The sequence below is a fragment of the Candidatus Woesearchaeota archaeon genome (genome assembly GCA_016214075.1).
In the GTDB taxonomy this organism is placed as follows: domain Archaea; phylum Nanobdellota; class Nanobdellia; order Woesearchaeales; family DSVV01; genus JACRPI01.
Map to the genome: position 1 here is coordinate 22,575 of JACRPI010000013.1, position 23,754 is coordinate 46,328.

At 40.5% G+C, this 23,754-nt stretch carries 25 protein-coding genes and 1 tRNA gene; 11 read left to right on the forward strand and 15 right to left on the reverse strand.

Annotation, left to right across the window (positions count from 1 at the left end; translation table 11 throughout):
- Nucleotides 1-76: 76 nt before the first annotated feature.
- Entirely contained in the window at nt 77-1,114 is a 1,038-nt protein-coding gene (truD, locus tag HZC31_02580; protein MBI5002245.1) for a tRNA pseudouridine(13) synthase TruD, read from the forward strand.
- 2 nt (nt 1,115-1,116) lie between these two features.
- On the opposite strand, the gene HZC31_02585 is transcribed toward truD, so the two are convergent.
- Nucleotides 1,117-2,361 carry a DEAD/DEAH box helicase gene (locus HZC31_02585; protein ID MBI5002246.1) on the reverse strand — a complete coding sequence of 415 codons (1,245 nt, stop codon included), beginning with the start codon at nt 2,359-2,361 and terminating at the stop codon, nt 1,117-1,119.
- Nucleotides 2,362-2,479: 118 nt separating this feature from the next.
- Between HZC31_02585 and HZC31_02590 the strand changes: the two genes are divergently transcribed.
- Nucleotides 2,480-2,950, forward strand: coding sequence for a TIGR00270 family protein (locus HZC31_02590; protein ID MBI5002247.1), 471 nt, complete (start codon nt 2,480-2,482; stop codon nt 2,948-2,950).
- On the opposite strand, the gene HZC31_02595 is transcribed toward HZC31_02590, so the two are convergent.
- Both HZC31_02595 and HZC31_02600 read right to left on the reverse strand, forming a co-directional pair.
- A complete protein-coding gene (locus HZC31_02595) occupies nt 2,951-3,307 on the reverse strand; it encodes a hypothetical protein (GenBank protein ID MBI5002248.1) in 357 nt (118 codons plus the stop codon).
- Between the two features lie 35 nt (nt 3,308-3,342).
- The gene (locus tag HZC31_02600) at nt 3,343-3,747 is read right to left on the reverse strand and encodes a hypothetical protein (protein MBI5002249.1); all 405 of its coding nucleotides are present in this window, start codon (nt 3,745-3,747) and stop codon (nt 3,343-3,345) included.
- 314 nt (nt 3,748-4,061) lie between these two features.
- Between HZC31_02600 and HZC31_02605 the strand changes: the two genes are divergently transcribed.
- Complete coding sequence (locus tag HZC31_02605; protein MBI5002250.1) at nt 4,062-4,274, forward strand: hypothetical protein; 213 nt, start codon at nt 4,062-4,064, stop codon at nt 4,272-4,274.
- 33 nt (nt 4,275-4,307) lie between these two features.
- On the opposite strand, the gene HZC31_02610 is transcribed toward HZC31_02605, so the two are convergent.
- Together HZC31_02610 and HZC31_02615 are read right to left on the reverse strand one after the other, a co-directional pair.
- A complete protein-coding gene (locus tag HZC31_02610; GenBank protein MBI5002251.1) occupies nt 4,308-4,811 on the reverse strand; it encodes a hypothetical protein in 504 nt (167 codons plus the stop codon).
- A gap of 238 nt (nt 4,812-5,049) precedes the next feature.
- Nucleotides 5,050-5,472 (reverse strand): hypothetical protein, encoded by a 423-nt coding sequence (locus HZC31_02615; GenBank protein MBI5002252.1) that lies wholly within the window; start codon nt 5,470-5,472, stop codon nt 5,050-5,052.
- Nucleotides 5,473-5,535: 63 nt separating this feature from the next.
- Between HZC31_02615 and HZC31_02620 the strand changes: the two genes are divergently transcribed.
- On the forward strand, nt 5,536-6,444 hold the full coding sequence (locus tag HZC31_02620) for a hypothetical protein (protein MBI5002253.1): 909 nt from the start codon (nt 5,536-5,538) through the stop codon (nt 6,442-6,444).
- 39 nt (nt 6,445-6,483) lie between these two features.
- Here HZC31_02620 and HZC31_02625 read toward each other — a convergent pair whose 3' ends face one another.
- Nucleotides 6,484-6,930 carry a hypothetical protein gene (locus HZC31_02625; GenBank protein ID MBI5002254.1) on the reverse strand — a complete coding sequence of 149 codons (447 nt, stop codon included), beginning with the start codon at nt 6,928-6,930 and terminating at the stop codon, nt 6,484-6,486.
- Between the two features lie 84 nt (nt 6,931-7,014).
- Here HZC31_02625 and HZC31_02630 point away from each other — a divergent pair, with 84 nt between their 5' ends.
- Nucleotides 7,015-7,923: a DUF1385 domain-containing protein gene (locus HZC31_02630; GenBank protein ID MBI5002255.1), complete on the forward strand. Its 909-nt coding sequence runs from the start codon at nt 7,015-7,017 to the stop codon at nt 7,921-7,923.
- Here the strand turns inward: HZC31_02630 and HZC31_02635 are convergent.
- Nucleotides 7,920-8,540: a hypothetical protein gene (locus tag HZC31_02635; protein MBI5002256.1), complete on the reverse strand. Its 621-nt coding sequence runs from the start codon at nt 8,538-8,540 to the stop codon at nt 7,920-7,922. The genes HZC31_02630 and HZC31_02635 overlap by 4 nt on opposite strands.
- A gap of 214 nt (nt 8,541-8,754) precedes the next feature.
- Here HZC31_02635 and HZC31_02640 point away from each other — a divergent pair, with 214 nt between their 5' ends.
- Nucleotides 8,755-9,765 carry a hypothetical protein gene (locus tag HZC31_02640; GenBank protein MBI5002257.1) on the forward strand — a complete coding sequence of 337 codons (1,011 nt, stop codon included), beginning with the start codon at nt 8,755-8,757 and terminating at the stop codon, nt 9,763-9,765.
- Here HZC31_02640 and HZC31_02645 read toward each other — a convergent pair whose 3' ends face one another.
- Together HZC31_02645 and HZC31_02650 are read right to left on the reverse strand one after the other, a co-directional pair.
- The gene (locus HZC31_02645) at nt 9,766-11,151 is read right to left on the reverse strand and encodes an adenylosuccinate lyase (protein ID MBI5002258.1); all 1,386 of its coding nucleotides are present in this window, start codon (nt 11,149-11,151) and stop codon (nt 9,766-9,768) included. It abuts the gene before it with no gap.
- Nucleotides 11,152-11,261: 110 nt separating this feature from the next.
- On the reverse strand, nt 11,262-12,194 hold the full coding sequence (locus tag HZC31_02650) for a hypothetical protein (protein ID MBI5002259.1): 933 nt from the start codon (nt 12,192-12,194) through the stop codon (nt 11,262-11,264).
- A gap of 245 nt (nt 12,195-12,439) precedes the next feature.
- Between HZC31_02650 and HZC31_02655 the strand changes: the two genes are divergently transcribed.
- The gene (locus HZC31_02655) at nt 12,440-13,435 is read left to right on the forward strand and encodes a hypothetical protein (protein MBI5002260.1); all 996 of its coding nucleotides are present in this window, start codon (nt 12,440-12,442) and stop codon (nt 13,433-13,435) included.
- A gap of 113 nt (nt 13,436-13,548) precedes the next feature.
- Nucleotides 13,549-14,469 carry a Fic family protein gene (locus HZC31_02660; protein MBI5002261.1) on the forward strand — a complete coding sequence of 307 codons (921 nt, stop codon included), beginning with the start codon at nt 13,549-13,551 and terminating at the stop codon, nt 14,467-14,469.
- A gap of 24 nt (nt 14,470-14,493) precedes the next feature.
- Here the strand turns inward: HZC31_02660 and HZC31_02665 are convergent, their stop codons facing one another.
- On the reverse strand, nt 14,494-15,741 hold the full coding sequence (locus tag HZC31_02665) for an Nramp family divalent metal transporter (protein MBI5002262.1): 1,248 nt from the start codon (nt 15,739-15,741) through the stop codon (nt 14,494-14,496).
- Nucleotides 15,741-17,093 carry a magnesium transporter gene (locus tag HZC31_02670; protein MBI5002263.1) on the reverse strand — a complete coding sequence of 451 codons (1,353 nt, stop codon included), beginning with the start codon at nt 17,091-17,093 and terminating at the stop codon, nt 15,741-15,743. Before HZC31_02670 ends, HZC31_02665 begins: the two co-directional genes overlap by 1 nt.
- Nucleotides 17,094-17,299: 206 nt before the next feature.
- Here HZC31_02670 and HZC31_02675 point away from each other — a divergent pair, with 206 nt between their 5' ends.
- Together HZC31_02675 and HZC31_02680 are read left to right on the forward strand one after the other, a co-directional pair.
- Complete coding sequence (locus HZC31_02675) at nt 17,300-17,968, forward strand: hypothetical protein (GenBank protein MBI5002264.1); 669 nt, start codon at nt 17,300-17,302, stop codon at nt 17,966-17,968.
- 91 nt (nt 17,969-18,059) lie between these two features.
- Nucleotides 18,060-18,458 carry a response regulator gene (locus HZC31_02680; protein ID MBI5002265.1) on the forward strand — a complete coding sequence of 133 codons (399 nt, stop codon included), beginning with the start codon at nt 18,060-18,062 and terminating at the stop codon, nt 18,456-18,458.
- Nucleotides 18,459-18,629: 171 nt separating this feature from the next.
- Here HZC31_02680 and HZC31_02685 read toward each other — a convergent pair whose 3' ends face one another.
- The gene (locus HZC31_02685; protein MBI5002266.1) at nt 18,630-19,379 is read right to left on the reverse strand and encodes a ParA family protein; all 750 of its coding nucleotides are present in this window, start codon (nt 19,377-19,379) and stop codon (nt 18,630-18,632) included.
- A 163-nt stretch (nt 19,380-19,542) separates the two neighbouring features.
- Nucleotides 19,543-19,656 (reverse strand) — tRNA-Ile (locus HZC31_02690).
- A gap of 224 nt (nt 19,657-19,880) precedes the next feature.
- On the opposite strand from HZC31_02690, the gene HZC31_02695 reads away from it, so the two are divergent.
- Nucleotides 19,881-21,584, forward strand: a complete 1,704-nt coding sequence (locus HZC31_02695; GenBank protein ID MBI5002267.1) for a glutamate--tRNA ligase — start codon at nt 19,881-19,883, stop codon at nt 21,582-21,584.
- 4 nt (nt 21,585-21,588) lie between these two features.
- On the opposite strand, the gene HZC31_02700 is transcribed toward HZC31_02695, so the two are convergent.
- On the reverse strand, nt 21,589-22,356 hold the full coding sequence (locus HZC31_02700) for a hypothetical protein (protein MBI5002268.1): 768 nt from the start codon (nt 22,354-22,356) through the stop codon (nt 21,589-21,591).
- 11 nt (nt 22,357-22,367) lie between these two features.
- Nucleotides 22,368-23,753 carry a hypothetical protein gene (locus HZC31_02705; protein ID MBI5002269.1) on the reverse strand — a complete coding sequence of 462 codons (1,386 nt, stop codon included), beginning with the start codon at nt 23,751-23,753 and terminating at the stop codon, nt 22,368-22,370.
- Nucleotide 23,754 lies beyond the last annotated feature (1 nt).

Consider the following 23,754-nt stretch of genomic DNA (forward strand, 5'->3'; position numbering starts at 1 on the left):
AGGAATAGCAAATATATTTAAAAAATGATCGTTCTGTTTGCTTAGTATTTTATACCTCTTCTGTTTTCCATCAATAATGCGCCTCAAAACCACTCCTCAAGACTTCATTGTTGAAGAAATAAACACGTTAAACTTCGACAAAGAAGGAAAATACAGTTATTACAAACTAAAGAAAACCAATCTTGAAACACAATCAGCGATCCAGAAAATCAGTGATATCTGGAAGCTCAACGAAAAGTACATTAACACAGCAGGCACAAAAGACAAAATCGGGATCACAACGCAGTTCATCTCAATTTCTCAAGGTCCTGAAAAAGATATCGAAACAGAAAATCTTGAACTCACCTATCTCGGCAAAGGAAGAGAGCGACTGAATCTTGGTTCTTTGGAAGGAAATAAATTCATTATTACTGTTAGAGAAATAACAGAAGAAGAAAAAAAGAAGTTTGAAGAAAATACTGAAGGAGATAAATCAAAATTGCAATTCATGAACTATTACGACGACCAGCGTTTTGGAATAAAGAAAGACAATCATGTCATCGGAAAACTCTTCATAAAAAAGCAATTTAAGGAAGCAGCAAGACTATTTATTACGCGAGAGCATTATCCTTACACAAAAGCAAAAAAGTATCTGGAAACACATCTAAATGATTATATCGGCACATTACGCATCCTCCCAAGGAAACTCTTGTTGATGTTCGTCCATGCCTATCAAAGTTGGTTGTGGAATGAAACAGCAAAGATATTCCTAGAAAAGAAACTCAAGAACGTCAAAACAATCGAATACAGTGCAGGAACATTGTATTTTCCAACGCAAAAAGAAAATTCCTCCTTGAAAAACATTGAGATCCCCATCATCGGATTCGACATAGAAGAAAACAATGAAGAAGTCGAAGAGATTCTCAGAGATTTGATGAAGAAAGAAAATATCACAGAAAGAGATTTCCTCATCAAACAAATGCCTGAAATAACTGCAGCAGGTGGAAGAAGAAATCTTCTCACGGATTGCAAAGAGTTAATTATAACGGAAGTAGACAAAGAAACAGTTGAACTTTCTTTTACATTAGGAAAAGGAAGTTACGCGACGATGATTGTGAAGCAATTATTCTCGTAAAGTTAACGTCCTCTGCCCCTAAATCCACCAGAACTTCCTCTGTTTCCAAAGCCGCCGCGTGAACCGCCTCCACGTCCTCCTCCACCGCCGCGAAATCCGCCACGATGTTGTGGTCTGCCGCTGCTCATTTCAAAAGGAATCCGTTCGAATGCAGGAATTTCCATTCGTTGCATGAGAAGTGATCTGTCTTGAAGAACATTTCTGAAATTATCATGGTCTTGCGCTGCAAGAAGGGAAATAACTTTTCCTTCGCATCCCGCACGTGCGGTTCGCCCAATTCTGTGAACGTAATCTTCAGATGTTTTTGGAATGTCATAATTAATGACATTGGAAACATTTTTGATGTCAAGCCCACGCGCGGCAACATCTGTTGCGATTAATGCGTCGAGTTTGTGTGCGTGAAATGCGTCCATAACATGTTTTCTCATGTTTTGCGATAAACCACCATGAAGGGCTTCAGCTTTAACGCCATGCTTTGACAAGTTAGAATTCAAAACATCAACCATTCGTCGTGTTGCGCAAAAAATAATTGCGAGTCCCTCTTTATTCTCTTTCAGGACATGAACAAGAAGAGAAAATTTATCGCGCGCGTTAATATCGTAATAGTGTTGGGTTAATTTGCTTTTATCAACGTAGGACTGCAACTTGATTTTCACGGGGTTGCGCATGTATTGATGAACAATCTCACTCACGCCATGCCCCATTGTCGCGGAAAAGAGCAAATTCTGTCGATCTTTTGGTGTCTGAGAGATAATTCTTTTGACATCGTCAATAAACCCCATCTCAAACATCTTGTCTGCTTCGTCGAGAACAAGCACTTTGACTTTAGATAAATTAATCGTTCTCCGTTCCATGTGATCCAGCATTCGTCCAGGAGTGCTGACAACAACATCTGCGTGTTGAAGCATCTGAATTTGCGGACTGATAGAAACGCCACCATAGGTTTCCACAATGCGAAGCGGTTTGTATTTCGCGAATTTGAAGATTTCTTTTGCGACTTGGTTGCAAAGTTCGCGTGTTGGAACAAGAACGAGGAGTTGAATTCCTTGTCCTTTAGTGACTTTCTCAAGAGAGGGAAAGCCAAATGCTGCTGTCTTTCCCGACCCGGTGTGGGAAAGTCCGATGACATCATGTCCTTGTTGGATTAAGGGAATAACTTTTTCCTGAATTTCAGTGAATTCTGAGAACCCGAGATCCATAACCGCTTTTTCAAGCTCTGGTTGTAATTTAATTTGTTTTATATCCATGACAGTAACTTTCGAGAGGATGCTTTTAAATGTTCGCTTTTTTCGTCACTGCGGACTGTCGAGCAAATGGGCGCCTAATTCAAAAAACATAAAAAGCAGCGCTTTTCTTGCATTAGTTATGGGCAAACCTGGAACAAGCTGTGAGATGTGTGGAAAGCAAGATTTTCTTATGAAAGCGCTTGTTGAAGGAGTAGAGATGAGCGTTTGCAAAGGATGCGCGTCATTTGGAAGAATCCTTCAAGCGCCAAGAATGCCAAGCAAAACACAAGGTCATTCATTTTCAAGACCAAAAGAGCCACAAATTGTTGAGTCTATTGTAGAAGAGTATGCGCAAAAAATCAAGCAGGCGCGAGAGAAACGAAATCTCAATCAGGAAGAGTTCGCGAAGATGGTCAATGAGCATGCGTCATTGTTGAAACATATTGAAGCGGGAAAGCAGCGACCGACGTTTGATCTCGCGAAAAAGTTAGAAAAAATGCTGAACATCGTTCTCATAGAAAAATCAACAACAGAAGACGAGCCAAAAGAAGAAAAGCGAAGTCCAAAAGGGCCATTAACAATTGGCGATATATTGAGTATGAAAAAATAATCAGTATTTCTTTTCTTTGAATTCATACCAAACAGCAGAACCAACAAGGACTGTTAATATCCAGAGGGTATAAAAAAATAATTTGTATTGGACAAGATTTGGGCTTTGGCGGATCGCGGTGACGAACCCAACAATGTCTGATCCTTCTGTATTTATTTCATGGACAGCTTCAGCATCGCTCAGATACAGTGCGAAACCAGTAATTTGGTTCAAATTCATTGCGGTTCCTTGATATGTGACAATAGTTCCAAAGAAAATTAAACATACTAACGCAAGAGAATAGGTCAGTTGTCTCGAGTACTGTTTTGCTTTTTCTCGTTTGCTGGTATGAACATGCACCAGATGATCCAATGACATCAATCCACCTCTTAAGGAAGTTTAGAAGAAAACTTCTATTTAAGTGTTTGGGATTTGCGTCGCTGTGCTTCTTCTTTCTCAATTTTTTTCGCTTCTTTCCAGAGTCGGACTGCTTCTTCTTTTGTAAGCGGTTTGTGTTCTTCATCTAAGACATAAGGACATCGTCGCTTCATTTTTTCGTTTGCTGTTTGGAAAACATCTCGTAATGTAAAGAGTCCTTGTTCTTCAGCAAGTTTGCAGGCATGTGCACAGTTCATGATGATGTCGCCAAGTTCTTCTTTTATGTGTTCCGTGTCATTTGCTTTTGTAGCATCGAGGAGTTCTTTCGCTTCAAGAGCGATGTGCTCAGAAAATCCAGAAATATTTGCGTCACGAACCCAAGGATCTCGTGCAAGGCGTTTTTCTACGATGGCGATAAATTCTTCAAAGGTTTGTTTCATAAGAAGCTGAGTGAAGTTGCAGTATTAATAGTTATGGAAAAATGGGTTAAATCCTTAATTTTTCCGATTCAATCAATAAAAAAGTATGGGGATTCTCAAGGACAGTAAGGCGATTCTTTTTTGTTGTAAGGCAACTAACACGCACTTTACTTATATTACTATTTGCCCAGCAAAACTCAAAATGTCAGGGGGACCCATTGCCGCGGCAATGGGGTTTTATTGAAGTATAAAATAAATTAAAATGTAGGAACAAACAATGCATGAAGAAATAATTTGACTAAATCTTTATATGCCATCAATGAATTCCTGTATAAATGACCCAAACTATTGACGACAAATTAAAAGAACAGGGATACAGAATCATCGCAACGCTTCATAGAACAGAACTGATTGATCGTGCAAAATATGAAATATTTGGTCTTTCTGAAATGGAGTATTACATTGTTCCTGTAGATATCGCGCTTAACGAAGTTTCCGCAGATAACATAAGTAAAGGATTACATTATATTTATGTTAAAGAAGGATAAGAATAAAACATAACAAAAAATAAAAAACAACAACTAAACAGTTGCTTTCAATCCTTTAATCTGTTCTCTCAAAAATTCAATAGTTCGTGTGTTGTCCTGTTGGGTCAATAGAGATCCACATTCGGGGCATTTGAATTCATGCATAGTTCCTTGTTCAAAGTCAAGGCGTACGCACGTGTTAGAACACAAAAAGAAGCATCCTGCGTTCTTTTCTTCTCGTTCAAGGCGATCCTGCAGTTTGTGTAATTTTCCAACTTGCAATCTTCGAGAACAATCTTTCAATGATTTTTGATTATATGTCCAATAACTGATGTAATATCCTTTTTTAGAATCCTTTTTACGTTTATATTCCACCAGATTTGCGTTGTGAAGGCGGTATAATATGTTTCGCACAATATGAATTTCAGTCTTTGTTTTTTCAGAGATAATAAACTCTGAAATGTTTTTCTTTCCTTTAAGGAAGTCTACAATTGGGAGTGCGTCTGCGCCTACTCCTTCTTCGATAATCTCATTTGCTTTTTTTGCTGTAACTCTCATTGTATTGACCCCCAATATAACGAATGTGAATGAAATATCTATCCTGTTCCCCCGAACAAAAATAAGACAACTATCTTTTTTCGGGTAGGTTATATATAAACTTTGTGGTTTTATTATAGTGAACGCGCCAAATTATCGTAATAAAAATAGTGCGTTCACTATTCCACAGACGCAAATAAGTTACGATAATTTATTGCGTCTGCTATATCTCTATTGTTTCTTTGCTCGTAGGCCGTGGCTAAACGCAGTTCGCTTGCGCAGCCGCGTTACAGTCAATTTTGCGATATCGAATAGGTGGAGCTTCAGCAAGAGGTATAAATGCAGCGGAGATATAAACAGTCATGTCCTGTTGAAGATAATGCATTCCCTTAACTTGCAGAGGATAAAAAGCGCTTGGAAACGCGCGAGTGAGTGTCTTATCAATAAAACTTCTCCATGATGCGTTATCCGCGTCATCCGATGCTTCAATTTCGTTTTGGAAAAAGGATAAAACAGAAAACTTTACCTCTTCTGTACCTATCTCACACAGCAATTTGTCAAGACTTCTTTGCGCTAAACTTTTGGAGAAGGAGCTGGTTCTTGGAACACATGTCGGATCATACAAGAAAATGCCATCTACAGCAGAAGACATTCCTCCTTCCCTATCATATTTTCCAGGCATTTCACTACTAAATAGTAGCTTATTTATATATTTTCCCCTCCATTTCACCCGGATTGTGTCATAATGGTTATAAAGAAAATTATCCACGCAAAGAGGATGCTTTTTTCCCCTCCTCTTGAAGATATTCTTGAAGAAATAGCGTTGCAAAAGCAGCAGTTTAGTGGCGCAATTGTTGCTCCGATACATCCGCAGTACAGAACAATGGTGGGAATTGGCGTGGGTTTTCGGACATTGAATGTTGATGAAGACGTCCGCAAATACCTTGCGACGGAGATGGGAGACGACGTCAACGCGGATGTGCCTTTAGCAGGAGATGTAACTTTTCCATATCTTACTCTTGTGGTTCAGGTTCCTATCGGTGAAAAATCACCTTTTCTGAGGCATCACGCATTTGTGGAGTTGGAAGGACAGTGGATGTCTTCTGCTCTCATTGAAGATCAAACAGGGAGTGAAAAAGTTCCAGTCAGTTATAAAGATGCGGAAATTGGCGACGCGACAACAGGATGGAAGTTTTATTTTGGGGAGTATTATTCGTTTGGAACGCGGCTGGTTTATATTCCGACAGAACTAAGAACAGGTTCATTTGTCATAAAACCGCGGGTAACAGGCGCTGTTGGCTTTTCTTATCTTCATAATAACGTGGATTTATCAATGGATATCAGTGAAGCGAAGCTTATAGAATTTGTGGGTGAAGAGACGCTTGAAGATGAATACGGTGTTTATGCGACAAGTCAAACATTTTTGGAACTTCAGGGGATTGGAACGTGCGTTGCGCCTGCGGTAGGAGTAATGATAAGTCGTGGTAGGTTTACTGCGTCAATGAATTTTGGATATCGCGCGGAAACAATTCCTATCGCTATAACAGAAAGAACAATCTATGGCGATGGAGAAGAAGTGACAAAAGAGAAACATAAAGTAGAGATGAATACAAGTGGCATGGAAGGGAATGCAACCCTCTCCTATTCATTTTAGAAAATACTTCTTAAACTAGAGAATCAAGAAAATCAGTAATTAACATTCTGGAACGTTTTCAATTTCGAGAGATTTATCAGCTGGGCAAATAGTTTCTTCGTTATCTTCAAGGGTGACAGGAACTATTTTCAGTTTCTGGAGTTGCCCGAGATAAATATATTTGTAATCAATACTGACTTTCTTCGCTTCTGATTGAGGAAATGACTGATCAACGTCAATGTTGTCCACGTTCAATGCGCCAGTGAGGGTGAGTTTCAAGTATTCAATATCTTCATGCCCACTGTTTTCAAGCGTAAAATCAAGTTTGTTGGTGTTGGTGTTGTAGCAGATTTGCGGATTTTCGTTGAGTTCAGCGATTTTTATGGAAACACCGCCGCATTCTCCAAGAGACGACATGTACGTCAGTAAAACAGCGCCAAGAGAAACAGCGAACGCGATAAGAAGAACAGTTGCGATGAGTGGAGAAACTGCTTTTTTATTGAACATATGGTGTTTTTGGTTTTGGTTGTATTTATACTTAACGATTGACATACACAAAACTTTATATAACCGCAAACAACTGTTTCTGCAATGAGCGAACAATCTCTTGCAATCGGCGGTCAGGCAGTGATCGAAGGCGTTCTCATGCGCAATAAAGAGCAGATTGCGATCGCGGTGCGAAATGAAAAAGGAAAAATAATTCTCAAAACAGAAACAATTGAATCCGTGACAAAAAAATATCCCTTTCTCGGCTGGCCGTTCCTGCGAGGAATCATCGCGTTTTTTCAAATGCTTATTATTGGTATAAAAGCGTTAACCTATTCCACAAACATTGCGATGGGAGAAAAAGAAGAACAGCTCAACGCGTGGGAAATCGCGGGGCTCATTGGAACATCGCTCATCTTCAGCATTGCGATCTTTGTTCTTGCGCCATACATCATGACGCATTTTGCCGGGTTTGACGAACGAACCTCACCTGTTTTTTTCAATCTCATTGATGGCGCGATTAAAATGCTCCTTTTCGTGATCTATGTCGCGGTTATTGGATACATGGAAGATATAAGACGAGTTTTTCAATATCATGGAGCGGAGCATAAAGCAGTCAACTGTTATGAAGCAGGAAAAGAATTAACAATCAGGAATGTGAAAAAGTTTTCTACTATTCATCCACGCTGTGGAACAAGCTTCATTATGTTTGTGATGATTGTGGGAATTTTTATTTTATCGCTTATTGCGCCGCTGACCACTGCGGTGATTCCCGCGTTTAGTGGCTTTCCATTTTTTGCGCAGAAAACAATCCTCTTTTTGTTGCGAATAGTCTTTTTGCTTCCAATCGCTTCAGTGAGTTATGAAGTGCTGAAGTTGGCAGGAAAATATAGAACAAATAAACTCTTGCAGCTCGTCAATAGCCCGGGAATGTTGATCCAGAAATTGACTACAAAAGAACCAGACGAAAAAATGATAGAAGTCGCGATCAAAAGTTTGAAGGCGGTTGTTTAATTCTCCACAAACACAAACTTCTTCTGCTCAAAATCAGCGACTAATTTCTTTGGCGCTTTTCCTAAATAATTCACGCGAGCGACAATTTCTTGTCCGAGATAACAGCCTTTGGTAAATGAAACAAAAGAAGGGGAAACATTCAAAATCATGTCGTTGGTGTAATCAACTCCGTGCAAAGGAATGTTATTTTCCAGTCGAAAGAGAAGAGAATCCTCATCAGAAATAGTGCTCTCGATTTTCTTTTCTGTCAAAACAAGTTGTCCTTTTGTTTGAGAAATACAATATTCATTATTCCTTATGTCATTTTTCGCTGTTTGATATGCGGTATCCAAATCAAAGTACACAGAATATTTTGTCGCGTGTATTTTTGTGCCAGAGAGTTGAAGATATGGTTTAAGATGCGTGTAGAGCTGTTGCAAACAAGACGATGAAACAACAAGAAGTAAGGAATCTTCACTAATCCTCGCTTGGTCAACAGTCGCGATAATCTTACCAAACTTGTCAAGAAACGCATTCTTTGAAGCGTCAAGGGTGTTTGACGTAATGCCGTTGAGCAGTTTGTCTGGATTATTTGTCACAAGCAAAACACTTTTGTCCATGAATTTGTAGATCCGCATAAGGGAAGAAAGAGTAAATCCGTTTATATATTTCACTAACAAAATACCCCTCGGGAAAAATATACACTTACAAAAAAAACACGTACCAAGAAAAGACCTAAATCACAATTCATCCCTTTATTAAAAAATAAATAACACAGAGATAAATTGTGATTAAGCAGCGAAGCGATTAGAATAAACCTTTATAAGACGAGAAGCATTAGTTTCAGGTAGAATGACGCAAATAGAGCAGATATATGTCGAACAAAAACCAGAAGACATTCTTTTTCAGCTTGAAACAAATCTGCGTGATGCGAGAGAAATAAGACCCGCGCAAGAAGCAGCGAAACAATGGAAAGAGCGAGTAACAAATAGAGGTTTCTCCTCACTTATAGCAATAATAAACAGAGAAATGAGTCATCTCCTCTCAGAAGAATTGACAAGTGATGATTTCAGAGATGCAGAAGTATATCCTGGCGAAGAAAAAATGATGGAGCATGAGCTCAAGCATGGGCTTCCTGCGCTTTCCTTTGGAGTAGCCATTCCTTCTAATGCATGGCCATCAATCCAGCGAAAGTTTAGAATGCGAGAGACAAGTGAAGGGATTAGTTTAAGCGACTATGGCTTCTCTGCGCAATCATTAGGATTAGATGTAACTGGACTTACGATGCATAGAGCAAGTGAAGAAAAAGAGTACGAAGAATTTCAGCAATTATATGAAGATCACGCAGCGTATTCAAAATCATTTGGAGACCTTGCGCTTCTAGCACTTGAAAAAATACGCTCTCCTTGGGAGTTAAGTATGGCGCTTCTTTGTCGAACAAAGAGGGATCTTTGTGCAGGAAGATATGAAGAAGGAAGAGAAAAGAAAGCAGAGGCATTGATAAGAAGCCTCGATGCGTATGGGAAAGCATACGAGGATGAAGTGAGACGCCACGTTGATGATGTTCGAAGGGTAATGGCATACCAAGCGATTTATGCAGAAGTAGTTTCTGAAATAGTTCCAGACATATATCTTGCAATTGAAGCAACCTATACGCTTGAAGAACAAATAGGCGCGGGGATTGTAACGCCGCTGTTATTTGCACTTGGAACAACAGAAGTAAGTAGCAAGAGAACACATTTTCGTTCTCCATTAAAAGGCATTATCAAAGCGAGAGAATATATTGATTCAGGGGAAATAAGAGTAGAAGATATTACACAAGTTCTCGGAAGAAAAGGATACAAACAGATAGCAGTTGCCTGATTATAATCCCAACTCTTTTCTCCAAAGCGCGCAAACTTCTTCAGTCTTCTCAACAGATTTTCCAATATATTGGGAAGGATTTTCTAAAATATTCTTCTGTTCAGCAGTAAATTTCTCTAAATACGGAAACAATTCAACATCAGCATACACTAACTCCAACACCGACTTGTTCTCAGCAAGCGCTTGCTTAGAAATCTGTCGTAATTTTTCATGCGCGTTATCATAACCATAAAGCGCAAGCAAAACATACAATGGTTCAGCGATGACCGCGTCTTTGCTCATCGCGAAATTTTTCTGCATTGCCTCAGTATCAACGACAAGCCGTTGCATTGTTTTCGCGAGTCTGTATGTCGCGAGATAAAATCCTGCGATAATTTCAACAGTAAATCTACTGCTCGCGGAATTCGTTAAATCCCGTTGATGTTCGCTGATTTGATTTAAATACAGCGTAATCATGCGAGGCATCATAGTTTTATACAAACTCTTCACATGCTCAAAATGCATGGGATTTTTTTTGTGCGGCATTGTGGAGCTTCCTACTTGTTCACTGCTAAAATGTTCACCTACTTCCCCGATTTCTGTGCGCTGAAGTTGTCGCATGTCATCCGCAAGATTTGCGAGCACACCAAAACACGAAATAAGACTGTGAATATAATCCGCCATAAATTCTGGAATCACTATCTGCGTGCTGTGAGTCGCGGGTCGCAACCCTAATTTTTCCAGCACTTTTTTCTCAAAAGCGATAGGATCTTTGACGACAAGCGATTGCGCGTTATAGGCGCCGACCGCGCCGCTGAGCTGTCCGCGCAAGTGAACTGCTTTTTCCGTAATCTCATGAATGCGTTCACCAACACGTGCGACATATTCAGACATCGCGAAACCAAATGTAATTGGAACAGCGTGTTGTCCGTGCGTTCTGCCTATCTGCAGTGTTGTTTTTTCTCGTTCAGCGATGTGAAGCAGCGTCTTCTCCAATTCGAGAAGTTGCGGAAGTAAAACCTTTTGCGTAAATTCTTGATAGCGTAATGCTTCTGCGGTGCAGATAATATCGTGGCTTGTTGCGGTGAGATGGATGAATCGTTTTGCTTCAGGAGAAATGTGCTTGCCGAAGCAATTCACGAGCGCGCGAACAAGATGTTTGATGCGTTTTTCTTCAGCGTAGACATCTTCTGCGGTAATGAGTGGCGCGGCGTATTTTATTTCCTGAAAAATTTCCTGAGAGCAGAGTCCTTCTTCCGCGAAGCCAGCGACAAGCGCGACTTCAACCATGAGCATATATTCGATGAGCGCGTTTTCAGAAAGATACGGCTGCAGTTTTTGAAAATGCGCGGGAGTAGTTCCGTAATAACGATAATCTATTGGGGAGATGGAATCAAACTCTTGCATACTAAAGTGAGAATTCTGGGAATTAAAAAGGTATTGGTTTGGAATGGCTTTGGTTGGAAAAACAATCAGGGTTTAATCTCACAAAACAGGTTGTAAGCAATTTAACTAAATCATAATATTATCTTCTCCATCTCCTTCAAGACATCCCCTTTTTCCAGAGCAATCTTTCTTCCAATTAATTTTTCCCCTAACGCAACATATTCCTTCGCAGCAGCAAAACGAATCTCGTCTGGCATTGGCGGCGCAGGACCGTTTCCTTCAAAACCAACAGCGTGCATCCAGTCATTAATGACTGTTTGCGTAAATTCTTTTTGTGGAGCATTTTCTGCAAATAAACGATCATAGGTGTCAGCGTACCAATACGTTGTTGTTTCTGGAATGTGAAATCCTGTCAAAAGAACAAGCTGATTCTCCACAATCCCAAATTGATATTTCGCAGACGCAAGAATCAATCCTGATTTCGCGGCATGCGCAGTTCCCTGTGCAAAGAGTTTCATGCAGATTTCCTCTGCTTCTTCAAAAAGCGCTTCATCAACAAGTCCTTCTGCGAAAATAGTTTCTCTTGTCGTCGCGTTTTTATTGACAATCGGAATAATAATTGGCTGTTCCAGTTTCTGGTTTTCTTTCAGTCCCGCGGGAAGAATATTTCCAAAATAATTTTTCACGCCATTTTTGTACTGCTCCCACATGTTTGGCTTCCTTCTGTTTTCATTGTTTATGTAGCCATGCACGCGAAAGGAAACAGGAAATGCTGCGCTATTTTTTATGTGAAGAACACGGGGATGCGGGTGCGTGATGAAATCAGTCTGGCAAATGTCCGCAGCACGTTCTGCGAAAAACGCGGTTGCTTCAGCAATAACATATCCTTTGAGAGGAACAGTGCCAATCAAACGCGAAAATGCGCTCACGCGATCTGTCGCGATGCAAACAGAAGTACCATTTTTCTTGTAAATATCCCATTGTTCTGTCTGTTCGCGTTGTCCAACAGAGAATGCGGTCTTTTCAATAATCTGGCAAGTTTTCAATGTTTTTTCGTCTATCATTATCTTTTTCCTATGATCTTGTTTGTTATATTTTAAAATCTAGAATCAAAATCAAGAGTTTTGCGCAAAGAATGGTTTTTGCCTGTTGATTTTCTTTTCAAGAACAACTCTTTAGTATTTGATTGCTAAGAATAAAGAGGATAATGGGCAGGTTGTTTATATAGTTTGCGAATGAAATGAACGAACTATGTCCTCACCCCTATTTCTGCGAAATATTTAAAAGAATTCGTCGCTTTCTTCCTAAAATGACGACACTGGATATGGAAGCGTTGACCGCGTATGTGCAGAACCCAACGCCTTTTGTGGGGCTTCGATTGCTGAAAGTTATTGGTATACACGCGCATTGCGAGACGCCATCTCCAAACCTTCAGATCACGGCGAATGATAGGAATGTGATTATTCGAACAGGCAAGTATAAGGTGTCTCTTTTTGATAATTTAGGGAATTATCAGACATCTGTCAGGCTTCGATCAGATACAGATTTGGAAGGTCTTGCCGCTGACGATTATAGTGTTTTTCTTTATACAGGCAATGAGCTCCACAAATATAGCATTTTTGATGGCCACAGAACAGACATGATGCGGGTGTATAGCAATCCTATTCGTTTTATAACGCGAACAAAGGATATTGTTCATTGTGTTGTGGAGGATTCACAAACTGATATTCTTTGTTCGTATCGCACTAACGACATCTATTTGCATGACTTTCGCACGGTTCGCATTGGAACAACTCCTGATCAAACAGCAATTTCCATTGGAAGAAACGCGGTATGGTCAGTAAGCGCCGATCAAAAAATGCTTCGAAAACATGCGCACACGAACACAGGCAGCGCGCCTGACGAGACCCTTCGTGTAAACAATCCAGTAAGTTCGCTGTACGCGTCTGACGATAAACTCTTCTTTCAGTTTGTGGGAGTGAAAAGATCAGGAGAATATCGATTTGTTGACCTTGCCGCTCCAAATAAAAGATATGCTGTCTCTCTTCCTGAAGCGCCGCTGGCGTGTCTTGATATTGAAGGTTTTATGTATTTTGTTGGCAGCGCGCGGCATATGGCGTTCGCGTATGTTCCTGAAACAGTAAATCCAATGGAGGTCACGCCTGTTGTCACGCAGCGCTTTGGTACAAACACCTATGGAAGAGTTGTCTCTGCGTTTGACACAGTGTATCGTCTTATTCCGGAAAACCAAACACTTGAGCTGTATGAAATTGTGCGGCATCCACAGCCAAGATTCAAAGAATGAAATGTTTTCTACAGTTATTAGAACAGAATGTGTTCAGAACAATATCGGATAGCTTAAAATCCAACCTATCCGATACTATTAAATAACACCTCATTCTTATCCAAAGCATGCTCATCAATGAAGAACTTTACAGGAGAATAAAGCAAAAGAAAAAACAGCTGGACAATCTCCGTCCATTTCCAAAAACAGCGTTAGAACGACTCAAAGACCGTTTGCGATTGCTGTTTACGTACAATTCTAATGCAATAGAAGGAAATACACTGACATTAAGCGAAACAAAGCTTGTTGTGCAGGAAGGAATAACTATTGGTGGAAAATCATTGCGGGAACATAATGAAGCGATCAATCATCAAAAAGCAATTGAGTTTATAGAACAAGCAGTCACTGAAAAAAAACAGATTACAGAAGAACTTCTTTGTGAACTTCATGGAATCATCCTTGGTAATATCGAGGAAGAAGAAAAAGGAATGTACAGAAAAAGAAAAGTATGGATTGAAGGAGCGTCGTTTGTTCCCGCAAAGCCAGATCTAGTTCCAAAGCTGATGAAAGACTTTTTTGTCTGGCTCAACACAAATCCTGAAAAGTTAAATGAGATAGAACTGGCAGCTATTGCGCATGAAAAGTTTGTATTTATTCATCCTTTTATTGATGGGAATGGAAGGGTTGGACGCTTGCTGACCTCGCTTATGCTTATGCAGAAAGGATTTCCTCCTTTGATTGTCCTCAAAACAGAACGACAGAAATATATTCGTGTGTTAGAGGCAGCGCACAATGAAAAATACGAATCTCTCGTCAACTTTATGGGAAGATGTTTAGAACGGTCTTTGGTTATGTATCTTGAAGCATTAGAAACAAAAATAAAAGAGAATAAGGAGTATATTTCATTGCAAGAAGCGACAAAATATTGCGATTATAGTCAAGAATATTTGAGTTTATTAGCGAGAAGAGGACTTCTTGAAGCAGTAAAATTTCAACGAGATTGGATGACAACCAGAGAAGCGATTAAAGAATATAATTCGCGAAACAAGAAATAATAATAATTTCATAAAATCATTAGTTCAAAACAATTGATACATTGTCATTCCCACCATTACCATAGTCACAAAAATCAACAAGAAAGCGGCGATCCAGCAGATCACGTTATATGCCGGTTTATTGACGTATTCTCCCATGACTCTCTCATTATTAACAAGATGTAAAATAACAAGGAGTAAGACAGGAAGCAGCACTCCATTAATGACTTGTGACAGCAACATTAATGGAACAAGCGGAATGCTTGGAATAAGAACAACAAGCGCGGAAGGCAACACAAGCAATCCAATGACGGTGTAAAATTCTCGCGCTTCATGAAATTTTTTGTTCACGCCAGATTCCCAGCCAAACGCTTCGCAGACATAATACGCAGTAGACAGCGGCAAAATAAACGCGCCAAAAAACGCGGCGGCAAACAAGCCAAGACCGAAAAGAACTTCTGCGAAATGTCCTGCAATAGGTTCAAGCGCGGCAGCGGCTTCCGCGGCGTTTTCAATCGTGATTCCTTGTGGATATAAAATTGCGGCAGCGGCGAGAAGAATGAAAAACGAAATAGTCGTCGCGAGAATCGCTGCAATAATCAATTCCCAACGAGCATACCTGTATTCAGAAAGTTTTAACCCTTTCTCAACAATCGAAGACTGCAGATAAAACTGCATCCATGGTGTAATGGAAGTACCAAGGAGTCCAACAAGAATCACGAGATATTGGGTGTCGAGAGAAAAGGTAGGAGTGACAAGCGCGTGACCAACCGCGTTCCAGTCAGGATGCGCGAGAATTCCAGAAATAATGTAGGTCACATAAAACAAACACATAAACAAAAAAACTTTCTCCAGCAGTTTGTAATTCACTCGAATAGTCAAAATCAAAATCAAAAACCCCGCGAAAATAACAGTGAGATATCTGTTTAGTCCAAATAATTCTGATGCTGCGGCTATTCCCGCGAATTCTGAAATAGTAGTCGCGAAGTTCGCGAAAAAAAGGCCAACCATAAACACGACAGTCATCTTAAGTCCAAAATTTTCGCGGATCAGATCAGCAAGTCCTTTGCCTGTCACAACACCCATGCGTGCGCACATTTCCTGAACAATAATAAGGAGTAAAATAAGTGGAATCATAGTCCAAAAAAGCGTGTAGCCAAACCGTGCGCCAGCGACAGAGAACGTCGTAATTCCTCCTGCGTCATTGCCCGCGATTGCGCTGATAAGACCAGGACCAATAATAGAAAAAAAGAAGAGCAGATGATGAAACGGAAGATTGAAGAATTTTCGCATTAGGATCCCCGAGATTTCTCAGAAGTTGCGTTCCCATTCACAGAATCATTATTATTAGTTGGTTTATGCTTTTTCTTCGCGCGTTTTGCGACGAATTTTCTTCTGATCCAGGATTGTGGAATAATTTCAGACAGCACTTCGTCCGCGGTGATCATTCCTTTGAGTTTTCCATGTTCATCAACAACAGGAACAACGAAGAAGTTATATTTCTCAAGAACAGTCGCGATATCTTCTTTGGACGTTTGCAAGTGAACAACAAACGGGCGCTTCTTCATGAAATCTTTAATCTTTTGACGAGCGGAAGCGTTAAGCAAAGAACGCAGAGAAAGCGTTCCCACAAGCTGGTGTTCTTTGTCAGTCACAAAAAGAATGTGCGTTTTGTCTGCGGATGGCTGTAATTTTCGAATGGTCGAGAGCGCGGAAGTAGCGGTTTGGTCATCTTGTAAAGTAAAAACGTCCGTGCGCATCAGCGCGCCTGCGGTATTTTCCTGATATTGAAGAAGCTCGCTGATTTCTTTTGCTTTTTCTGGTTTCATATGCTGTAAAATAAGTTTCACTTTTTCGTCAGACGCAAGAGCAAGTAAATCAGCGGCGCGATACGGCGCGATGCTTTCAAGGAGTTCCACAATTTTCGGAAGTTTAAGTCCGCGAAAAAAAGATTCCTGCACTTCTGGCTGCGCTTCAACAAGTGTTTTTGCGGCAGTTTGTCTGTCCAGTTTATTGAAGACCAGCATTTGTTCTTTGGGAGAAAGTTCTTCCATGAGATCCGCGATGTCTCCAGGATGTAGTTCCGCGATTTTATTCTTTGATTCCTTCAAAAGAAGATGTTTGCTGGTTTCCAAAGGTTCAACAGATTTCCATGGAATAATTTTTTCCGCGGTAAAGCGATAAACAAGTTTTCCAATCCCTTGTTGCGTAATGCCAAGACGCCTGAAGAAACTCGTTGTGCCGACGCAAACGCCAGTAATGCAGAGGGTCTCTCCAACTTTATTGAGCAGAATATCATTGACGCGAACAACTTTTACACCGCCCACATCAATAATTTGTTTATCGAGAAGCTCACTAGTCAGCAAATCATTTTCGTGAATAAAAGAAGGTTCAAGCTCTTTGAGAGAAACATTGAGGAGAAGAGAAACTGAAACAGCGTTGCTTTTTTCAGAAGCGCTTTGTTTAATTCCTTCAACATAGGTCCAGGAAAGTCTGCGTTTGTATTTGTCTTTGCCCAAATAAACAATATGAATAATGGGAGCGGATTCAGCGCCATCTTTGAAAACAAAATCAGTGAGATGGCCTGCGATCTTGCCTTCTATATCAATAACAGGTTTGCCTAAAAGCTCTGTGTAAAAGACCATGGAACACCCCTATACCAAAAAAAATGCTCTCATTCATGATGAGAAGCATATAAAAAGCTTGTCAAACGTAATCCTTTAAGAATTTTGCTACTGACAAAGTATAACTCTGTAAACGTACTCCCCTCGGATTTTCAATAGATTTATATATCTCTTTTTGATAAAAGAGGAGTAACGAAAGAACTCCGTGTTCTTTGAGGTGGATCCTAATGGCAAAAAAAGCACAGGCAAAAGCAGTGAAAAAGCCAGTCAAGAAAGCAGCTGTAAAAGTTGCGAAGACAAAACCTGCTGTTGAAGAAATGAATAGTGCGTCTAATGTCCCTGTACAAAATGTGCAGGCGGAATCAGTTGCTGTAACTGCTCCAAGCAGTGCAGAAGTTCAGGCAGAGCCTGTACAGGAAGTCAGCGTCAAAGCTGAGGAAAAGAAGGAGGAGAGTAAAATGGCAGATAGTGATAAGGGAATAGGTAAAGCCTATAATCCAGCGGAATTTTCACAACCAGCAGCAGAATCAGCGAGCGGAGGAAGTTCAAAAATATTCCTTTACGCGGGCATTGGTGTTGGAGTATTGGCAGTTATTGTCGTAGGATTATTTTTCCTTGGCGGCTTTGGAAGCACAGGAGAAAACAACGCGACAGGAGCGACAGTGATTACAGCGCGTTGCAGTGATACAGATGGTGGCTATAATCGCTTTACAAAAGGAGTTGCGGAAGGAACGTATTATCTTGACTACAGCGAAGGCACCTATATGGATGAATGTTCATCTAGTGAAGAGAATAAGTTAACAGAATACTATTGTAAAGGAGATCTTGTGGTGTATGCGACAGAACCATGCGCAGAAGGAATGGCCTGTCAGGATGGCGTGTGTGTGACGCAATAAGGTAATTTTCTTTATTTTTTTTCTTTTTCTCGTGACGTTCTATATAATCTCTATAAACAGGATTATATAAATGTGCTATATTTCTCTTTCAATGAATGAACTCAGCGAAAAGAAGAGAGTATTGATCGTTGATGATGATGTGGCGATTGTTTCTTTGATAAAAGACACGCTGGCGAATAGTTTGTATGAGCTTGTGGGCGCGCATTCAGGATTTGAAGCGTTGCAAACATTACATACGCAGCGAGTGGATATGGTTATCGCGGACATTATGTTGACAGAGCACATGAATGGCTATGAATTGTGCAAACAGATTAAGGGGAAGAAAGAAACAGCGCATATCCCTGTGTTGATGCTTTCTGCGAAGAAAGAGATGGATGATAAATTGCATGCGGTTTATGCAGGCGCGGATGATTACATGAGCAAGCCATTTTCTACAGAAGAACTCGCGAAAAGAGTGCGGTTGAATTTACATTTAGTGAAGACAGAGTAAGGGTTCTTTCTTAATCACAGTAAATACTTTATAAGAAACACGCACCAATTTCTCGTCTATTCGCTCAGCACCCCAAAATGTCAGGGGGACCCATTGCCGCAGCAATGGGGTTATTGTGAGTTAATTAAAAAAAATAGAACTAAACTAAAGACAAGAAAATAAAAAAGTAACTCAAGCGTATTCTTCCGCTTCCATGACCAATTGCGCGAGTTTCTTGTAATCCATTGCGCCAGGAGATCGTTTTGCGTATTCGAAGATATCCTTCCCCTGACTTGGCGCTTCGCGAAGTTTGGAGTTCATTCTGATTGGATTTGCGACAAGTTCTTCATATCCGCGTTTAATCTCTTTGAGCGTTGAAACGCATGCTTTGCTTCGTCGGTCATATAACGTTGGAATAACGAGCGTAATTTTGATGTCGTGATCAAAAAGTTCATTGATCTCAGAGACCGTTTGTGACATCTTTTTGAGCGCGTCAAGCGCAAGGAAGTCTGTGGAAACAGGAACAAACGCTTCGTTTGCGTACAGAAGCGCGTTGACGTTCAATAAACTTAACGATGGCGGACAATCAATAAGAATGTAATCATAATTAAAAATTGGTTCCAACTTTCGCGCGAGAATTGTTTCTCTGCTTGTCTGACCACTCATAATAAGTTCCGCTTTCGCGAGCGAACTATCGCTGGTGATAATGTCAAGACCAGGAGCAACGTTGACGATGCAATCATAAGGATCTGCGTCATTAATCATAAGATCGTAGGTTGTTTTTTCGTTTTGCACGCAAAGACTTGTTCCTACATTTCCCTGCGGATCAAGATCAATGACAAGAACTCGTTTTTCGTTTGCCGCGAGCGCGGTCGCGAGATTGATGGTTGTTGTTGTTTTCGCAACACCGCCTTTTTGATTAATAATACAAATTTTCCTCATCAAACATCACCCTCTTTTTGAAATGTTCTATATCCTGTATCACTGTCATCCGTATGGATGTGAGATGTATGGAATTTGCAACACGGGCAAAGTATATAAAGTTTTTTGTTTGACGACGGGGAATTTTCTCCAAAAAATTTATATTGTTCAAGAGAATAATAAACGGTGAGGCGGGGACTTGAACCCCGATACGCCCGCTAAGACGAAATGGCTCTCTGAAGCCCATCTTATCGATGGGTTTCATCAGGCCATCGCAATACCTTTATGCGACCTCACCAATATTCTTGACAATTTTTAAGACTGGACTAGTTAAATAATTCTTCGTCGAGTTTTCCGAAAATCTTACGGATATTCCGGAGAATTTTCGGATAAAGCGAATATGTTTCGGCATTTTATTTTTTTCTGCTATTTTTTTCGGATAATCCGAAAGGATAATATATGATGAAATACTTTTTAAACAACCTCAATTAACAAAAATAGAGTAAACTAGGTGTAGTATCCATGGAAAAAGAAGTAAAACAAATCGCGAAAAAGTACGCGTTGCAAAACGCGGTGAAATTCAACGGCACAGCGACAATGGGCAATGTCATTGGCAAAGTGCTCGCTGAAAAGCCAGAATACAAAAAAGAAATTCAGCTCGTCCAAACGATTATCGCGGCAGTGATCAAAGAAGTAAACGCGCTCACGCAAGATGAACAAAAAATACAATTCGCGCTCTTTGCGGAAGAACTGGAAAAACCAAAAGAAGAAAAGCACGGATTGAAAGAACTTCCAACGCATCCTTCTGGAGAAAAAGTAACATTCCGTTTTGCTCCATCCCCGTCAGGCCCACTCCATATCGGTCACGCGTATATTATCTCCTTAAATTCTCTGTACGCGAAAAAATACAAGGGAAAAATGATTCTGCGAATTGAAGACACCAATCCAGACAATATTTATCCTGACGCGTACAATCTCATTCCAGAAGACGCGAATTGGCTCACCAAAAATAATGTCGCGGAAGTGCTTGTCCAATCAGATCGAATGGAATTATATTATTCCTACGCTGTACGTTTACTAGAAGAAAACTTTGCGTATGTTTGTCTTTGTGACGCGGAAGAATTTAGAAAAATGAACCAGCAAATGCAGGCGTGCCCGTGCAGAGATAATACTGCTGAAGAAAATCTCAAGCGCTGGAATTCTATGATCACCACATACAAGCAAGGAGAAGCGGTTGTGAGATTCAAAACAGACATCCAACATAAAAATCCAGCGATGCGCGATTTCCCTATTCTCAGAATAAATGAATCGCCGCATCCAAGACAAGGAGAAAAATACAAAATCTGGCCATTAATGAATTTCGCGGTGGCGATTGATGATATGGACACAGGAGTCACGCACACCTTGCGAGGAAAAGATCACGCGGATAACGCGAAGCGGCAGGAATTTATTCATGCGGCGTTGAAAGTAGACACGCCTGTTTCTATTTCTGTAGGAAGAATTAATTTTACAGGAACAGAAGTGGAAGTGTCCTGCTCTAAAACAAGAGCGATGATTGAGGGTGGTCAGTTTGAAGGATGGCAGGATATTAGAATTCCATTTATTGGCGCGTTAAAGCGCAGAGGATATCAGCCAGAAGCGTTCCAGAAATTCGCGACAGAAATAGGGATTTCCCTCGCAGATAAAACAGTGGACATGGCAGAATTTTTCAAATCTTTGAACGCGTTCAACAAAGAAGTGATTGACGCCGCGGCAAACAGATATTTCTTTATCAAAGATCCAGTTGAAGTACAAATAAAAAATAGTCCAAAAAAACATATTGCGTTGGATTTGCATCCTGAAACAAGAAAAGGAGGCAGAACATTCGAAGCAAACGAAACCTTTTATCTCGCGAAAGAAGACGTCGAGCAAATAGGAGAAAATGAGCTCACTCGATTAATGGATTGCGTGAATTTCACGAAAAAAGAAAAGGACTACATTTTTGTGAGTGAAGATTATGAATCCTACAAAGCGCATGGCAAGCGCATCATTCATTGGCTACCAAAGCAAGATGAGCACGTGGTGGTCGAAGTCCGCATGCCAGACAATACGCTTGTCAAAGGTCTTGGAGAAAAAGCGATTGCGGAGTTAGAAGTTGGCGCGATTGTGCAATTTGAGCGATTTGGCTTTTGCAGAGTAGATGAAGTAGAAGGAAATACCTACAAGTTCTGGTATGGGCATAGGTAAGTTTTTACAAACATCCCCTATATTTTGCGACAGTGCGACGCGCAACAGATAGCTGGTAGAGTTCGTGAAGCGTTTCTGCGAGTTCTCTATCAGAAACAAGCCATTTTTTCCCATCAAATAAAGTGGGATCTCTTTGCAATTGTTGCAAAGCATACGTCCCTTGAAGAGCGAGAAGTTTTGCTCCAGGAATAAGCTCAGTAACAAAGCGATTTTTTTCGTATATATGGACAGTAAGAGTTCTGGTAAGACGGGATATGGCTGACTCGTCGCATCCAATGGAGTTTGCGACATCTTGCTGCGTGCGATGCTGCATGTTAAGAGGATTTTCTGTTTGAAGATATCTGTATTGAATCGGGCAGAGATATGCAATAATTTCTTTTTGTTTTTCCACAACCCAAGCTCTGTTTTTTTGAAGCGTAGTGTAAAACTCTCCATTTGCCCGCAGCGCTGCAAATCGCTCACTAAGACGTTGTTCCCAAAAGGGATTATACTCTACTTCCCATGTATATCGGCCATTCCAAGTATCAGTAAGGTGAATAGAAGCATAAAACTGCGGTATTTCAAGAAGGTCTTGTCGTGAAATGCTCCTTGTTACTTTGTCCAGAGCTCTATTTACTGCGTAAAAAAACGTCGTCTTTGTCTCTTTTTCAGGAAGATTTTCTCTAAGAAACAGTTCTAATTCTAACGGAGAGAGTTCCATCATTACAGCTGCCAGAGGGTCGACACCAGAACGCACTTTGAATTCAAGTCTTAGATGTAAATCATCACTCATAATCATGCACTTCATTCATTTCTAAATATTGATGTTTCTGGCAGACAAACATTGCCCGTCATCTCATCATATTCTCGTTGGGATTCCAAGGTGAGCCATTCTAGCAGGGAGAATATTTCTTCGTCGCCATGCAAAAAAGTCGAACCTTTTTTGCAGGCTGTGGGGATTGTGTCTTGTTCATGTGTATCGTGTTCATTAATGTCGTCTTCATCAACGCAAATTTGCAATGCGTTATACTGCCAATAGACCTCGCTTTTTTTTGCTCTGCATGCTCTGTCCATTTTTGGCAGAAACTCTCCAGAAGGATAATTATGCAATATATCTATGCACTGTTCTAACGCGTCTTCCATCTCTCTATGCCCTGCGATGTATCCTTGGTTTTCCCAAAACGCTCTTTGAATTCTTGCAATTTTTGTTGGAGATGCCTTCTGTTGCGCGCCATACATCTCTTCCCATCCAAGTTGATATTCTAATTCAGAAACAACCTTGTATGGTTTTGACGCAATAATCTGCGGAAGAATCTCTTCTGTGTATCCTGCTATGATCTCTTCATCGCTCATGTGTCTTGGAATAGGATCCCACAAAAAAAGCAGAGGTGTGGTAACATAATCCCAGCCGCGGACATTTTCTTTTTTTGTCATGACTTCTGTTCCAAGCTGTTTATTTCCCTCCACTGTTATTGCTGCGTTGGCAATAACGTCACGATAATATTTTTCCATGATCGCGTCGATTTTTACGGAGTCCGCGTCTTCTACTATTGTTCCTTCACGAATAATAATGAATACCTTTCCTTTAGATCTATGCTCTGGCGTTCCAATAATCATTCTCACTACTTCTGGAACAGCGGTTTGCATCTCCCATTGATAAGGCCAAATAGTACCTAATGAAATCTCAGGATACGTAAGGGTTTGCCTTCCTATTCCGCAGGTGTGCCTGACAAATAACCCTTCTTTAGGAGGGTAGTCAATTTTTTTTGGAATACCATCTTTATCATGTCCAAACAATAAGTTATGCGGATGCGCGATGATGCGGGCTCCTGGCGCGCTCCATTGATCCCATGATCCATGTCCCGCGATGACAACATCGCTTATAGATGTATCTTCCAATACTTCTACGACATCGCCATTTTTAACAGGATCATAAACAATTGCGTGTTTTCCAAACGCGGTTTCGACGCGATGAACGTACAAATCAGTTGCGCCAGGGAAATAGCGCAAATAATCAAACCAGTGTACTGGTTTTGTGATCATAATCGCAAGTTTGTCTGTATTGGGATTAGGAAGTTTAGATGCTTCATGGGAGAAATAACCACATAAACTTGCGTATGTTGCAAGCCCTGCTGTTGCCAGAGCCGCGGTTACTTTGTTTATTGCTTTGAAATATTTTGGTGAACGCATA